This is a genomic window from Streptococcus sp. 400_SSPC, from assembly GCF_001072745.1.
In the GTDB taxonomy this organism is placed as follows: Bacteria; Bacillota; Bacilli; order Lactobacillales; family Streptococcaceae; genus Streptococcus; species Streptococcus xiaochunlingii.
This window is the reverse complement of record NZ_JVIQ01000043.1, coordinates 17,732-33,686: the sequence shown is the minus strand read 5'-3', so window position 1 is coordinate 33,686 and position 15,955 is coordinate 17,732. Positions and strand designations below refer to the sequence as shown.

Here is a 15,955-nt window from a genome sequence, read left to right as displayed (position 1 = left end):
ACTTATTAAGATACAAAGGGCGTCTGCGGATAAAGTCAAAATAGGAAGTTTGACGCAGAATCTTTAGATTCTAGGAGAACTTATCTTTTTGACACAATCCGCAGCCTGTGTTCAATTCGTTTTGAACCCCCTCGCTCTTTAATTTCCGGGCTCAGGCTAAAACAGTTTCCCAAACTGTTTTACTCCCAAAACTCCCGAGTACTTGAAAAAATGGTGTTTCAAGCATTTTTCTCACAGCGGAAAGTTTCAGAGATTCTTAAATGACTCAAAGTAATAGAAGTCAATTTTTTGAAAAATTATCTAGCTATTTTAAGTAAAAAATAGTCTGTCTTTTTTGTCTGTCCTCTATTTTCTCCTTGTGGAGAAAGCTGACAGTTGGGTCCATTTTTGATATACTAGTAGGGTATGCATGTGCTCTCAAGCACTTGCAAGTCTAGTAAAGGAAAAACAAAGTATGAGTGAGAAAGAAAAAGAATCGCATAAACTTGGCTTAAGTGTCGGGTCCAGTTTTCAAAATACTCAAGAGCTACGAAAGGTATTGGAACAATCGATTAGTCGGGAAGAAGAAGTTTTGACAGCTAGTCAACCGGTGGAATCAGAGCAGAACCAGGAAGAGAGCCAGGTTGCTGGAGAAGCGATGGAAACAGAAGCTTCGGCCGGAACTCTAAGTCGCCTATCACGATCTGGTCATCGTCGCAAAGAGAAGGTTGAAGCGAGATCGAAAGACCAAGAGGATGTAGAAGAGTCGTTAGAAGACCAAGAAGATGAAAAGTCGTTGGGGCGCTACGCCACTAAGCGACCAGTTCCCTTGTCACTACCAATTGCTTTTAGTGTCCTACTTGGGCTGGTTCATGTAGCCCTTCCTTTTATCAACTTACTGGCGACCAATCAACAAACCCAGGACTTATATGCCGGTTGGGCAATGTCTCAAGGTCAAGTTCCCTATGGTCATTTCTTTGGGGTCAATGGTTTGCTCTACTACGGAATCAGCGCTTTAGGAAGTTTGGTAGGAGGTCAAGTTCTCCTGGTGGTCTTCCAGATTTTAGCCTACTTTTTTGCTGGGACGAGCCTGTATCGGATGGTCAGAAGCTTAGTTGCAAGTGAAAAAATTGCAGGACAAGTTCAGCTACTCTTCTACCTTCTTGCTGGAGTGCTTGGATTTGGCGGCAATTACGCTGTCTTTTACGCCCTGCCCTTCCTATTTGGCTCTATGAATTTCATTCTCGCTTATCTAGAGGGTGAGAAAACAGATGAATCCTTTGTCGCTTATGGCGCAGGAGCCTGTTTGGCCTTTATGATGGTGCCATGGCTGAGTGTGATTTTTTATCTGCTTGCTTTTCTTGGATTGACAGCCTATCATGTGAAGCAAAAGAAATTTGCCCACGGCTTCTATCAATTCCTTGCTGCCCTCTTGGGTTTCTCTCTTGTCTTTTATCCCTTAGGCTACATCACCGTGTGGAACGGCTCTTTTGGATATGCGATTCATCAGACCTTGTATAGTCTTCGCTCCCTCCAGTTTGATGCGGGGCACCTATTTGCCAACTTAGTTTATTACTGTTTATTGCTGTTAACGCTTGGTTTTGCTTCAGCTTTCGTCATGTCCTTCCGAAAAGTATCGACAAGTGGTCAACGTTTGATCCGGTTTATGAGTTGGTTTGGTCTTCCGCTAGTTGTTGCAATTGTGGTTGGTACACCAGAGCAAGGGGCCTATCAGTTCCTTAGCTTGTTACCTTTTGGTCTTCCCTTATTCGCTCTTTGGTTTGCCGGGGATGAGTCCACTTATCAGCGCCGGAAGATGAAGAATAATTCTATCTGGGAGCTTTATTTCTCCAGTCAAGCCTTCCTACCGATCTTAGCAATAGGTTATTTAGTTGGGTATCCAGTTGTGAATCAATTGGTTCTCCAAAACAACCTAGCGAGTGAACGAAGTACGATTGCCCACTATATCAAGAGTCATAGTGATTCCAAGGATACCATATATGCTTGGGATCAGACGGCCCATCTCTATCAGGAAAGTGGTCGCTTGGCCGCTTCAGCCCTTCTAACTCCGACAGCCTATCTGGGGCCGAAGGAAAACCGAACTAATCTGACGAATCAGATTAAGCAAGACAAGCCGAAGTTTATTGTGGTCAATAAGGACCTAGATGTAACGTCTGCTATGCAAAAGGTTTTAACCCAAAGTTATGAAAAAGTGAACCAGCAGGGTTCGCATTACACCTTGTACCAATATAAATAGACTATCAATATCTTGTGGTTTGAAAATGAAATGACATTTTTTGACACAAGATATTGATTTTTTATTTTTGAGTGATATAATATGGAGTGAATTCTATTTGTATAAAAAAGAAAGTGGGCGAGCTTATGATAACGTTACGAGAAGAGCATATCCAAAGTCTCCCCCAACTCTTTGTAGAAAAGAGAGATGGGCGGAAGGTCAAGTTTGATGTCGATAAAATTTACCGTGCTTTGGTCAAAGCGACAGAAGAAGTGACCGGTCTCACTCCGGCCTTGGAAGCGAAATTAGAAACCGTAACAGACCGGATTGTGGCTGAAATTTTGGAACGCTTCCCTCGTGGCGTAAAAATTTACGAGATTCAAAATGTCGTTGAGCATGAGTTGTTGCAAGCCAATGAATATGCGATTGCCGAGAGCTATATTACCTATCGCACGCAGCGTGATTTTGAGCGCTCAAAGGCAACGGATATCAACTTTACCATCGGCAAGCTCCTCAACAAGGACCAAGCTGTCGTTAATGAAAATGCCAATAAGGACAGCGATGTTTTTAATACCCAGCGCGATTTGACAGCAGGAATTGTCGGCAAGTCTATTGGTCTTAAAATGTTGCCCAAACACGTAGCCAATGCCCACCAAAAAGGGGATATCCACTACCATGATTTGGACTATAGCCCTTACACTCCGATGACCAACTGTTGTTTGATCGATTTTGAAGGCATGCTGCGCAATGGTTTTAAGATTGGGAATGCAGAAGTAGAAAGTCCCAAGTCCATCCAAACTGCAACGGCACAGATCTCGCAAATCATTGCCAATGTAGCCTCTAGCCAGTATGGCGGTTGCTCAGCTGACCGGATCGACGAAGTCTTGGCTCCTTATGCAGAAAAGAATTATCAGAAGCACTTGAAAGATGCAGAGGAGTGGGTTCTCCCTGAAAAACGCGAGGACTATGCTTGGAGCAAGACTCAAAAAGATATCTATGATGCCATGCAATCCTTGGAGTACGAGATCAATACCCTCTTTACCTCAAATGGGCAAACGCCCTTTACTTCGCTGGGCTTTGGGCTTGGAACCAATCGCTTCGAACGGGAAATTCAAAAGGCCATTCTGGAAATTCGAATCAAAGGACTTGGTTCAGAACACCGGACCGCTATTTTCCCTAAGTTGATTTTTAGTTTAAAAAGAGGCCTCAACTTAGAACCAGGTAGTCCCAACTACGACATCAAGCAGTTGGCCTTGGAATGTGCGACCAAACGCATGTATCCAGACGTTTTGTCTTATGACAAAATTGTTGAGTTGACGGGCTCCTTCAAGGTGCCCATGGGATGTCGTTCTTTCCTTCAAGGTTGGAAGGATGAAAATGGTGTGGAAGTCAATTCTGGTCGGATGAACCTAGGGGTTGTGACAGTCAATCTCCCTCGGATTGCCTTGGAGTCAGAAGGGAATAAAGAAAAGTTCTGGGAAATTTTTAATGAGCGGATGAACATCGCGGAAGATGCTTTGATCTATCGGGTAGAGCGGACCAAGGAAGCGACTCCAGCCAATGCCCCAATTCTCTACCAATATGGCGCTTTTGGGAAGCGTTTGGGTAAATATGCCCAGGTAGACCAGCTCTTCCGTCATCGCAGAGCAACCATTTCACTCGGCTATATTGGATTGTATGAAGTAGCGACTGTCTTTTATGGTCCAAATTGGGAAGAAAATCCAGAAGCCAAACAATTTACAATCGAAATCATTAAGGATATGAAGAAACGGGTCGAAGAATGGTCCGACCAATATGACTACCACTTCTCAATCTATTCGACGCCATCAGAAAGTTTGACAGACCGCTTCTGTCGCCTGGATACGGAGAAATTTGGGAAGGTTCCGGATATCACAGACAAGGAATACTACACCAATAGTTTCCACTACGATGTCCGCAAGAACCCAACCCCATTTGAGAAGCTGGATTTTGAAAAAGTCTATCCAGAAGCTGGGGCGACTGGTGGTTTCATCCACTATTGTGAATACCCTGTGCTCCAACAAAATCCAAAAGCGCTTGAAGCAGTTTGGGATTATGCTTATGACAGGGTTGGTTATCTCGGAACCAATACCCCAATTGACCGTTGCTATAAGTGTGACTTTGAAGGAGACTTCACGCCAACCGAGCGGGGCTTCACCTGTCCTAATTGTGGCAATAGCGATCCGAAAACAGTTGATGTGGTTAAACGGACCTGTGGCTATCTTGGAAACCCACAAGCTCGCCCCATGGTCAATGGTCGTCATAAGGAAATCGCTGCGCGTGTTAAACACATGAATGGTTCTACTATCAAATCAGCTGGACACCAAGTGACAGATTAGAAAAGGAAGATTATGGGAAAATATCAATTAGACGATAAGGGCAAGGCTCAGGTACAACGATTCCACGAAAAGCACTCGACAGGCGGAATCAATAAAAAAGACCGAGTAGCCAGCCTAAGAGAGCAATTTTTAAAAAAGACTAAGAAAAAATAAAAGTGAGAGTTCGCTCTCGCTTTTCTCGTATGGGGAGGTAAAGATGGAATTACGCAGACCGACTCTAGCAGATAAAGAAACTGTATTAGACATGATGGCAGAGTTTGAAGCGAATCAATCAGCTCACGATGGCGGATTTTGGGATGCTGAGAACTTTGACTACGAAGAGTGGTTGGAGACAAATATGCAAAAAGAAATGGGAATAAATTTGCCTGAAAATCGTGTTCCATCAATTCAGTACGTATTGTTTGATAAATCAGGCCATGCTTTAGGTTTTTTGAATCTACGGCTGAGACTAAATGAGGGGTTGCTGAATTATGCTGGTCATATCGGCTATAGTATCCGTCCCTCTGCGCGTGGGCAAGGATTGGCAAAAGAGCAGCTGCGGCAAGGCTTGCAAGTAGCCAAAAGTAAAAATATCAAACGTGCTTTAGTGACTTGTGATAGTGACAATGCTGCCAGTCGAGCAGTGATTCTGACTAATGGCGGAGCTTTAGAGGATGTTCGAGGCGGGAAAGAGCGCTATTGGATTGATTTAGATTGAGGAAAGTTTATGAAGTTACAACGACCAACTTTAGAAGATAAAGACGCGATTTTAGAGATGATTACTGAGTTCGATGCTGCAAAATCCTATATGCACGGTGGCATGGGCTCCACTTGGAAGCGAGCAAAGGATTTTGCGGATTGGTTGCGAATTGTAGAGCAGCAGGAGGATACTGAGAATCTGCCAGAATGCTGGGTTCCTACCATTCAATTTTTATCCTTTGATGAGACTGGCTACCCTCTGGGCTTTTTAGCCCTGCGCTTGTCCTTGAATGACAAATTATTTGTAGAGGGTGGTCACATTGGCTATTCCATCCGGCCCAGTCAACGCAGAAAGGGCTTGGCTAAGTTGCAGCTAGAGCTAGGACTAGCAGAGGCTCGAAAACAAGGACTAGAACGAGTGCTGATTACCTGTGATGAAGACAACGAAGCTAGCCGTCGCACGATTCTATCTGCTGGCGGTGTTTACGAAAATACAATCGACAGAAGTCAGCGCTACTGGATAGAGTTAGATGGGGAGGTGTCATGAACAATCCCAAACCTCAAGAATGGAAAAGTGAAGAACTGAGTCAAGGGCGCATCATCGACTATAAGGCTTTTAACTTTGTGGATGGCGAAGGAGTACGCAACTCCCTCTATGTAGCAGGTTGCATGTTTCACTGTGAGGGCTGTTACAATGTAGCCACCTGGTCTTTCAACGCAGGCATTCCCTACACCAAAGAGTTGGAAGAGCAGATCATGGCCGATCTGGCCCAACCCTATGTTCAGGGCTTGACCTTGCTTGGGGGGGAACCCTTTCTCAACACTGGCATCCTGCTGCCCTTGGTCAAGCGGGTGAAAAGAGAATTGCCCGACAAAGATATCTGGTCTTGGACCGGCTACACCTGGGAAGAAATGATGCTGGAGACGCCGGACAAATTGGAGCTACTTTCGCTGATTGATATTCTGGTGGATGGTCGCTATGATAAGAGCAAGCGCAACCTGATGTTGCAGTTTCGTGGCTCTTCCAACCAGCGGATCATTGATGTTCAAAAATCCCTCAAAGAAGGAAAAGTCGTCATCTGGGACAAGCTCAATGATGGCAAGGACTCCTATGAACAAGTGAAAAGAGAGTAGCCAGAGTCGGAGGGCAGATAAATTGATGAAGAGAGGTTTTTCGTTGATTTTCAGTTTGCAAGCAGTGGGCTCTTTTTTCAGACAATTTCATTCTCACTGACAAAATTCACAAGAATTCATGGTATAATGGAATAGATTGTACGAAAGTTAGAGGAGTCTAATTCGTATCTTAAGGAACAGAATGAGGAAATGTACATGACATTAGTTTATCAATCAACGCGTGATGCGAAAAATACCGTAACAGCCAGCCAGGCGATTTTGCAAGGTTTAGCAACAGATGGAGGCTTATTTACTCCAGTGAGTTATCCAAAGGTGGACTTGGATTTTGACACATTAAAAGATGCTTCTTATCAAGAGGTAGCTAAACTTGTCTTGTCAGCCTTCTTGGATGACTTTACAGCTGAAGAGTTGGACTACTGTATCACCAATGCCTATGACAGCAAGTTTGATACACCAGCTATTGCCCCTCTTGTCAAACTTGATGGTCAATACAACTTGGAATTGTTCCACGGTTCAACCATCGCATTTAAAGACATGGCCTTGTCGATCTTGCCTTACTTCATGACGACAGCTGCTAAGAAACACGGCTTGGAAAACAAAATTGTTATCTTGACAGCGACATCTGGTGACACTGGGAAAGCTGCTATGGCAGGGTTCGCGGATGTTCCAGGTACTGAAATTATCGTCTTTTATCCAAAAGACGGTGTCAGCAAGGTGCAAGAGTTGCAAATGACCACTCAAACGGGCGAAAATACCCATGTCATCGCCATTGATGGAAACTTTGACGATGCTCAGACAAATGTGAAGCATATGTTCAATGATGTGGCCCTCCGTGAAAAATTGGCAGCCAACAAGCTCCAGTTCTCATCAGCTAACTCTATGAATATTGGTCGTTTGGTCCCACAGATTGTTTATTATGTTTATGCCTACGCTCAACTTATTAAAACTGGCGAGATTAATACTGGTGACAAGGTTAACTTCACTGTACCGACAGGAAACTTCGGAAATATCTTGGCGGCATTTTATGCTAAGCAAATCGGCCTACCAGTCGGTAAGTTGATTTGTGCTTCAAATGACAACAATGTCTTGACAGACTTCTTTAAGACTCGTGTCTATGACAAGAAGCGTGAGTTTAAGGTAACCACTAGCCCATCTATGGATATCATAGTGTCTTCAAACTTGGAGCGTCTCATTTTCCATCTTTTGGGAAATGATGCGGTTAAGACAGCTGAACTCATGACTGCCTTGAATACGCAAGGTCAGTATGAATTGACAGATTTTGATGAAGAAATCCTTGACCTTTTTGCAGCCGAGTATGCGACAGAAGCAGAAACAGCAGCAGAAATCAAGCGTGTTTATGAGTCAGATGCTTATATTGAGGACCCTCATACAGCAGTTGCTTCAGCAGTTTATAAAAAATACCAAGCAGCGACAGGCGATGCGGCCAAGACCGTAATTGCATCAACAGCTAGTCCTTACAAATTCCCAGTGGTTGCGGTGGAAGCTGTAACAGGGAAATCAGGTTTGAGCGACTTTGAAGCCTTGGCTCAATTACATGAAATCTCAGGTGTAGCCTTGCCACCAGCAGTGGATGGTCTCGAAACTGCTCCAGTTCGTCACAAGACAACTGTTGCAGCAACAGATATGCAGGCTGCAGTTGAAGCCTATTTGGGATTGTAAGTGGGAGTCCCAAAATTAGAAAGCAGAAGTCTCTAGGACTTGACTGAATAAATCTCACAATAGTTCTACAAGCAGAACTCAGTTAGGCAACTAGCTGAGTTTCTTTTCATCAGGAGGAAAGTGTGTCACGTCAACAACAAGTAGATCGACAAATTTTAAGAATTGCCCTTCCAGCCATCGGAGAAAACTTTCTCCAAATGCTCATGGGGATGGTAGATAGCTACTTGGTTGCTCAGTTGGGTTTAGTAGCTGTATCGGGTGTATCCGTTGCAGGCAATATCATTACGATTTACCAAGCTATTTTTATCGCTCTTGGAGCAGCGGTCGTGAGTCTCTTGTCCAAAAGTATGGGACAAAAAGATCAGAAAGCCATAGCTCGTCAGGCGACTGAATCTATTAAAGTCACGGTTTTATTAAGTTGTATCTTGGGGGTCTTATCCCTCTGCTTTGGCAAGGAATTGATTGCCCTCTTGGGGGTTGAAGCAGCGGTTGCAGAAGCCGGAGGAATTTATTTATCCCTTGTCGGAGGAAGTATTTTGCTTTTAGGTCTGATGACTACCTTGGGAGCCCTAGTCCGTGTGGCCCATAACCCGCGACTACCCATGTATGTCAGTTTGTTGACCAATGTTTTGAATGCTCTATTATCGAGCATCTTGATCTTTGTTTTTGGGCTGGGCATCGCCGGGGCTGCCTTAGGAACGGTTCTCTCTCGCTTATTAGGGGCTTTCTTGCTCTGGCGTCAGGTTCAACTTCCCTTTGCTCCTTTTCGTTGGGGCTTGGATCGAGACTTGCTCTCCCTTGCTTTGCCTGCTGCTGGTGAGCGCCTCATGATGCGAGCAGGGGATATTGTCATCATTGCTATGGTGGCCGTTTTTGGTACTAGAGCGGTAGCTGGGAATGCTATTGGGGAAGTCTTGACCCAGTTCAACTATATGCCGGTCTTTGGGATTGCGACAGCGACGGTCATGTTGGTCGCCAAAAGTTTGGGGCAGAATGATTTACAAGGGATTAAGCAAATCACCAGTCGTAGTTTCTGGCTCTCTTTTCTCTCCATGCTTCCTCTCGCCCTTACCATCTTCTTGTTTGGAAGTCCTTTGACAGCCCTTTACACCAAGGATTCAGGAGCCCTTGCGGCCTCCTTATCCGTCATTTTGTTCTCCTTACTTGGAACGCCTCTGACAGCTGGAACCGTCATCTATACGGCTGTTTGGCAAGGTTTGGGCAATGCCCGCCTTCCCTTTTATGCGACTACTATTGGTATGTGGGTGATTCGGATTGGCTCTGGATATCTGATGGGAGTCATCTTTGGTTGGGGCTTGCCAGGTATTTGGGCAGGTACCCTCTTGGACAATGGTTTTCGCTGGTTTTTCTTAAAAACACTCTATCATCGGAAATGGAAGGAATAAAATGTATGACACGAGCTTTTATTTGGGATTTGGATGGAACTCTTTTGGATTCTTATGAAGCTATTTTAGATGGGATTGCTGAGACCTATGCCCATTACTCTTTGGACTTTGATCGAGAAGCGGTCCATGCCTTTATCCTTCAACAATCTGTCCAGGTACTTCTTGAAGAAGTGGCTAGAGAACATGGTTTGGATGCGGAGGAGATGAATAGTTATCGTGCTTCTAGCTTGCGTGAGAAAAACGCCCAAGTGCATCTGATGCCAGGAGCTAGAGACATTCTAGCTTGGGCTAAAGAGGAAGGGATTGTCCAATTCGTCTATACCCACAAGGGGAAGAATGCTTATCCAATTCTGGAAGATCTAGGGATCTTATCCTATTTTCAAGAGATTGTCACAACGGACAATGGCTTTAGGAGAAAACCAGATCCAGAAGGAGTCGATTATCTAGTGGATAAGTATCAACTGGATCGGAGTGAGACCTATTATATTGGAGATCGAACTCTGGATGTTGATTTGGCAGACAATGCAGGAATCGGGAGTATTAATTTTTTAGATTACAAGCCGGATATCAATCATGCGATTCAAAGTTTGGATGACATTCGCCTCTATTTTGAAGAAGAAAAAAGTTAACTTATTTAACAAAGCAAGGCTTCTTTGTTGCTGGAATGGCGCTATGAAAAGAATCCGTAAACAATTTGTTTTGAAAATGAAATAATTCCTTAAGAAATCTTTAAGATAAATCCGATATAATAAAACCATAAACAAAGACCTCCTAACTTTGTTTATGAAATCCTAAAACTTTTCTTTTTCATAATAATCTCCCTAAAAGGCCACCAAATCCGGTGGTCTTTTACTTTGCTTTTCTTAGGAGGAGATCATTTCGTTTGAGGCGAGTAAATTTCTTGCCTCGACTTTTTTAAAATAATACACTTGATAAATCAATTATTGATAAGTCAATAAAAAGATTGGAGAGAAGGAATGGCAGAAATGCATGACTTGCTTTATCGGTTGAAGCTAGCTGATCAGGCATCAACCCAATTATTTGAAAAACAATTGGGCATTAGTCTGACCCGTTATCAGATACTTCAGTTGTTATTAGTAGAGGCGCCGTGTAGCCAAGCGGCCCTCCAGGAGAAACTAGCGATTGATCCTGCAGCCTTAACCCGCCACTTCAAAGTCTTAGAGGCTGGTGGCTATGTTACTCGTACTCGCAATCCAGACAATCAACGGGAGATTGTGGTGGAACTGACGGAGCTTGCCAGAGATCGGTTGTTGGTCCATCCTCCAGCGCATCATTTACAGGTAAAAGCCCAGATGGATCAGATTCTATCTGGAAAAGAGCAGGATCAGTTGAGTCACTTACTCGAAAAGTTGGTGTCTGGTCTCGAACAAATTACATTTTAAAAGGAGAATAATATGTCTGTCTTAACCGTTGTTTTAGCAAGCCTTGCTGCTTTTGAGCATTTCTATATTTTTTATCTTGAGAGTTTAGCAACCCACTCGGCATCGACTAGTCGTGTCTTTAATATGGATCAGGAAGAATTGCGTCGTCCATCAGTGACGGCTCTCTTCAAAAACCAAGGCATTTATAATGCTCTGATTGGTGTCTTTCTCCTTTACGGCCTCTTTGTAGCTAGAAACAGTGAAATTGTCATGATCTTTCTGCTCTTTATTATTGGTGCAGCAGCTTATGGGGCTGTAACTTCTAATAAAAAAATCATTTTGACCCAAGGTGGTCCAGCAATAGTCGCTTTAGCCAGCCTTCTTCTGCTTGGATAAGGATCAGCTCTTCCAGATTGGGAAGAGTTTTTCATTCCTATCCTTAGGGCTGCGATAACAAGGGTCCATCTTCAGTTACCGGTCTGCAGCAAAAAAACAACTGCGTGTTTTGCGCCTCAGCTTTTAGTTTTCTTGAAGCTTTCTATAAGGAAACGTTTAGATTTCTCTTGTATACTGTACTCATCCAATAAGAAATGAGGTACAGCAAATGAAAATCTCAGTCAATTATCCAAAACGCTTTAAGAAATTTCCACAACAAGGTTCTTGTTACGGCGAATAAACACTTCTCTTCATTTTTCATAAGAAACTCCTAAAGAAGGCTCTACCCGAAAGGGTAGAGTTTTTATGTACCAGAGACCTTGTGATTCGTGGTATAATAGGCCTATGGAAAAAAAGAACAAATTACTACTCATCGACGGCTCTTCCGTCGCTTTTCGTGCCTTTTTTGCACTTTATAATCAAATCGATCGCTTCAAAAATGCCAATGGGTTGCATACCAATGCGGTCTATGGTTTTAACCTCATGTTGAGCCATCTCTTGGAGCGCATCCAACCAACCCATGTCCTCGTTGCTTTCGATGCAGGCAAGACGACTTTTCGGACGGAGATGTATGCTGACTACAAAGGAGGCCGGGCAAAAACTCCAGATGAGTTCCGTGAGCAGTTTCCTTTCATTCGTGAACAACTGGATCATTTGGGAATCCGCTATTATGAGCTAGCCCAGTATGAGGCAGATGACATCATTGGAACGCTAGATAAGATGGCCGAAGCTAGCTCGGTGCCCTTTGATGTCACCATTGTCTCTGGGGATAAGGATTTGATCCAGCTGACAGATGACAATACGGTGGTTGAGATTTCCAAAAAAGGGGTGGCAGAGTTTGAAGAGTTCACTCCAGCCTATCTGAAAGAAAAGATGGGACTGACACCAGAGCAGTTTATTGACCTCAAGGCCTTGATGGGAGATAAGTCGGATAATATCCCAGGTGTTACTAAGATCGGAGAAAAGACCGGGATCAAACTACTCCTAGAATACGGCTCTCTCGATGGCATTTATGAGCATATCGATGAGATGAAGGCTTCTAAGATGAAGGAAAACCTCATCAATGACAAGGAACAGGCCTATCTGTCCAAGACCCTTGCGACCATCGATACCAATGCGCCCATTGAAATTGGCCTGGACGATATCACCTATACGGGCCCTCATCTAGAAAATCTCGCCAAGTTTTATGAGGAGATGGGCTTTAAGCAACTCCGTCAAGCCTTGGATCTCAGTGGAGAAGAAGAGGCTCCTGTAGCCATTGACTATACAGAAGTCGAGAAAGTCACTTCAGATATGCTTACGGAAGATAGTTTCTTCCATTTCGAGATTTTTGGGGACAATTACCATACGGAACCCATCATCGGTTTTGCATGGGGGACCAAAGGTCAGCTCTACGCGAGTACAGATACTGGTCTTTTACAAACACCGATTTTCAAAGAATTTCTCGAAAAAACGCCCCTCAAGGTCTATGACTTCAAGCGGGCCAAGGTCTTGCTCAGCCACTTGGACATTACTCTTCAAAATCCCGCTTTTGACAGTCGATTGGCCAAGTATCTCTTGTCGACCGTAGAGGACAATGAGATTTCAACCATTGCGAGTCTCTATAGTCAGATTGCGCTACCGCTGGACGAAGTCATTTATGGCAAGGGAGCCAAAAAAGCTATCCCAGAAAAGTCGGTCCTATTAGAGCATTTGTCACGGAAAGTCGCTGTTTTACTAGACACGGAAGAGCCTATGATGGAGCAGTTGCAAGCCCATGACCAGCTAGATTTGCTCTATGATATGGAGCAACCGCTAGCAGCTGTTTTGGCCAAGATGGAAATCGCGGGGATCAAGGTAGAGCGTCAGACCCTAGAAGACATGCAGGTGGAAAACGAAGTGGTCTTGGAACGCTTGACTCAAGAAATTTACGAGCTGGCGGGCGAAGAGTTTAACATCAATTCTCCAAAACAATTGGGCGTTATCCTCTTTGAAAAATTGGAACTCCCTCTTGATTATACTAAGAAGACCAAAACCGGCTATTCAACAGCCGTCGATGTCTTGGAACGCCTGGCTCCAATTGCACCGATCGTGTCTAAGATTCTTGAATACCGCCAAATTGCTAAGATCCAGTCGACCTATGTGGTGGGCTTGCAAGAGGCTATCCTAGAGGATGGAAAAATCCATACCCGCTATGTGCAGGATTTGACGCAGACAGGCCGTTTGTCCAGCGTGGATCCCAATCTGCAAAACATCCCTGTCCGTTTGGAACAAGGCCGTCTTATTCGCAAGGCCTTTGTCCCAGAAGAGGAAAACAGTGTCTTGCTCAGTTCGGACTATTCACAGATCGAATTGCGCGTCTTGGCCCATATTTCGGGAGATGAGCATTTGATTGATGCCTTTAAACATGGGGCAGATATCCATACATCGACTGCTATGCGGGTCTTCAATATTGAAAAACCAGAAGATGTGACGCCGAATGACCGTCGCAATGCAAAAGCAGTAAACTTCGGTGTGGTTTATGGGATTTCCGACTTTGGACTGTCTAACAACCTAGGGATCAGCCGAAAAGAAGCCAAGGCCTACATTGAGACTTACTTCGAACGCTACCCTGGCATCAAGGACTATATGGAGAGAGTGGTGCGGGAAGCGCGTGATAAAGGCTATGTGGAGACTCTCTTCAAGCGTCGTCGGGAGATTCCAGATATCAATTCTCGCAACTTCAATGTTCGAGGCTTTGCGGAGCGGACAGCTATTAACTCACCGATCCAAGGATCTGCAGCAGACATCTTGAAAATAGCTATGATCCACTTGGACCAAGCGCTAGAAGCAGGGGCATACAAGACCAAGATGCTCCTTCAGGTGCACGATGAAATCGTTCTGCAAGTACCAAGTGATGAACTGGCAGCGATCAAAGAACTCGTCAAAGAGACCATGGAATCTGCTATCGAACTTGCAGTTCCACTAGAAGCTGATGAAAACGAAGGCAAAACATGGTATGAAGCCAAATAAGATTGAGTTTGTTCAAAACAGAAAGCGGTAGGAGACTTTTCAGTTTCCTACCGCTTTTAACGACAAACACTTGCAATGCCCTTCGTATTGTTATACTATTTAAAGAAAGGAAACGCATACAAAAGGAGATTCATATGGCCTATTCATTTCGCAATCCTAGTGATGGCATTATCAAACATTACCTCGAAACCAGTAAAATCATTGCTGTAGTTGGATTATCTGACCGTGAAGATACAACCAGTAATCGTGTCAGCAAGGAGATGCAAGAGCGGGGCTATCGGATTATTCCCGTTAATCCTCGTGCAGCCGGTGGCCAAATCCTCGGAGAAACGGTATACGCTAGCTTGCAGGAAATTCCTTTCCCAGTAGATATCGTCGATGTTTACCGTCGCAGTGAGTTTTTGCCAGATGTAGCGTGTGACTTTATCGAGTCGGATGCGAAGATTTTCTGGGCACAATTGGAGCTGGAAAATCAAGAAGCAGAAGAAATCCTTCGTAGAGCTGGACGAGAAGATATCGTCATGAACCGCTGTATCAAGCGCGAGCATACTCGCTTGGTCTTAGGAGAAGGATAGCCTTTGATTTATCTCAGAACCTCTCGTTTTTCATCCGGTGATTAAACTGACACGGGAGATGAAATAAATACAGACGGATTTCCCTAACAGAGATAAAAGAACCCACCTCGTGCTTTGGAGAATGGCTCCAATCGAAGGTGGGTTTTCTTGTTTTCTTTGTTAATCAAGTGGATTCGACTTTGGTAAATCCGGCGCCTTTTGCTGGAAGCGACTGTCCGCCTGCATCCGTTTTTGAAGGAGGGTATGGTAGAAGATGATTTGGCAACTGGTTGCATAAGGTTTGACATAAAAATTCGCCATTCCTAAAGTGAAAAAAGATAGAATTTGCCAACCAAGCAGGCTCAAATCAAGAACAAGGCGGTGGCTCTTAAAGCCTTTCATCTCTTCCTTACTTTGGCGGAGGATAGACATAGGCCCATCATAGGTTCCCGTCATCAGTCGACTATATAGGATCAACTCAACTAAACTATACTGGTAATAAAAAGGGAGGAAGAGCAGGAGCCCAACCAGAGCCATTAAGAGGCCGGTCGTCATCGTTGGAGCTAACTTAAGAATTGCTTGAACTTCTGGAGTATCCGCTCTAAGAGTAGACGTAGTGGAGAAGGATTCATTGATAGCGAGAACGTGATAGCTGACCACCGTTAAGAGGAGTTGACTCACATAGAGGAGGCTCCCCCACAAAGATAGGATAACTTGCTTAATGAATAGCGTCAAAAACGCAGGTGTAAAATACTGGCTCTGAAAGATGGTGAAGATACCAAAGTTCTTTTCACCCTTGCTAGAGGCAGAAATCAAAAAGCGAAAAGTTGCCCCTAAATAGAGGAAAGAAAGGATAAATCCAATAATCGCAGGGAAAATTTGCCGACTTAGAAGAAGGAGCATCCCTTCTCTAAGCTCCATGTGAGCAAGTGCTTCAGTGATATCTGTCCCTGTCAACATGTAACTTGCAAGGATTGTCATGAAGGTTGGCAAGGCAAAGTAGGAGAAGACTTTGGGATGTTGCAATTGTAGCTGACGAGCTTGAGCACGAACCAATTTGATATTCATAATGTCCTCTTTCATGGTAGTAGTACCCTTTATTATAACACAAGTCCGTGACAGA

14 protein-coding genes are annotated in these 15,955 nt (G+C 44.2%); 13 read left to right on the top strand and 1 reads right to left on the bottom strand.

The window, feature by feature from the left end; genetic code table 11:
* Positions 1-454 precede the first annotated feature (454 nt).
* The 13 genes from ADH49_RS05680 (at position 455) to ADH49_RS05625 (ending at position 14,853) form a co-directional block, all read left to right on the top strand.
* Positions 455-2,236: a heme transporter CcmD gene (locus tag ADH49_RS05680; protein ID WP_048690591.1), complete on the top strand. Its 1,782-nt coding sequence runs from the start codon at positions 455-457 to the stop codon at positions 2,234-2,236.
* 125 nt (positions 2,237-2,361) lie between these two features.
* Entirely contained in the window at positions 2,362-4,572 is a 2,211-nt protein-coding gene (gene nrdD, locus ADH49_RS05675; protein WP_048690589.1) for an anaerobic ribonucleoside-triphosphate reductase, read from the top strand.
* A gap of 12 nt (positions 4,573-4,584) precedes the next feature.
* Positions 4,585-4,725 carry a hypothetical protein gene (locus ADH49_RS10025; RefSeq protein WP_125330069.1) on the top strand — a complete coding sequence of 47 codons (141 nt, stop codon included), beginning with the start codon at positions 4,585-4,587 and terminating at the stop codon, positions 4,723-4,725.
* Positions 4,726-4,768: 43 nt separating this feature from the next.
* On the top strand, positions 4,769-5,269 hold the full coding sequence (locus ADH49_RS05670; RefSeq protein WP_048690585.1) for a GNAT family N-acetyltransferase: 501 nt from the start codon (positions 4,769-4,771) through the stop codon (positions 5,267-5,269).
* Positions 5,270-5,278: 9 nt separating this feature from the next.
* Positions 5,279-5,797 (top strand): GNAT family N-acetyltransferase, encoded by a 519-nt coding sequence (locus tag ADH49_RS05665; protein WP_048690583.1) that lies wholly within the window; start codon positions 5,279-5,281, stop codon positions 5,795-5,797.
* Positions 5,794-6,384 (top strand): anaerobic ribonucleoside-triphosphate reductase activating protein, encoded by a 591-nt coding sequence (gene nrdG / locus ADH49_RS05660; protein WP_048690582.1) that lies wholly within the window; start codon positions 5,794-5,796, stop codon positions 6,382-6,384. Before ADH49_RS05665 ends, nrdG begins: the two co-directional genes overlap by 4 nt.
* Before the next feature lie 195 nt (positions 6,385-6,579).
* A complete protein-coding gene (thrC, locus tag ADH49_RS05655) occupies positions 6,580-8,064 on the top strand; it encodes a threonine synthase (RefSeq protein ID WP_048690579.1) in 1,485 nt (494 codons plus the stop codon).
* A 122-nt stretch (positions 8,065-8,186) separates the two neighbouring features.
* Positions 8,187-9,470, top strand: coding sequence for an MATE family efflux transporter (locus ADH49_RS05650; protein ID WP_048690577.1), 1,284 nt, complete (start codon positions 8,187-8,189; stop codon positions 9,468-9,470).
* 5 nt (positions 9,471-9,475) lie between these two features.
* A complete protein-coding gene (locus tag ADH49_RS05645; RefSeq protein WP_048690575.1) occupies positions 9,476-10,099 on the top strand; it encodes an HAD-IA family hydrolase in 624 nt (207 codons plus the stop codon).
* A gap of 348 nt (positions 10,100-10,447) precedes the next feature.
* On the top strand, positions 10,448-10,873 hold the full coding sequence (locus ADH49_RS05640; protein ID WP_048690572.1) for a MarR family winged helix-turn-helix transcriptional regulator: 426 nt from the start codon (positions 10,448-10,450) through the stop codon (positions 10,871-10,873).
* Positions 10,874-10,885: 12 nt separating this feature from the next.
* Positions 10,886-11,248 (top strand): DUF1304 domain-containing protein, encoded by a 363-nt coding sequence (locus ADH49_RS05635; RefSeq protein ID WP_048690571.1) that lies wholly within the window; start codon positions 10,886-10,888, stop codon positions 11,246-11,248.
* 384 nt (positions 11,249-11,632) lie between these two features.
* On the top strand, positions 11,633-14,278 hold the full coding sequence (gene polA / locus ADH49_RS05630) for a DNA polymerase I (protein ID WP_048690569.1): 2,646 nt from the start codon (positions 11,633-11,635) through the stop codon (positions 14,276-14,278).
* Positions 14,279-14,412: 134 nt separating this feature from the next.
* A complete protein-coding gene (locus ADH49_RS05625) occupies positions 14,413-14,853 on the top strand; it encodes a CoA-binding protein (protein ID WP_048690567.1) in 441 nt (146 codons plus the stop codon).
* Positions 14,854-15,012: 159 nt separating this feature from the next.
* Here ADH49_RS05625 and ADH49_RS05620 read toward each other — a convergent pair whose 3' ends face one another.
* Complete coding sequence (locus ADH49_RS05620; protein ID WP_239681820.1) at positions 15,013-15,900, bottom strand: DUF975 family protein; 888 nt, start codon at positions 15,898-15,900, stop codon at positions 15,013-15,015.
* Positions 15,901-15,955 lie beyond the last annotated feature (55 nt).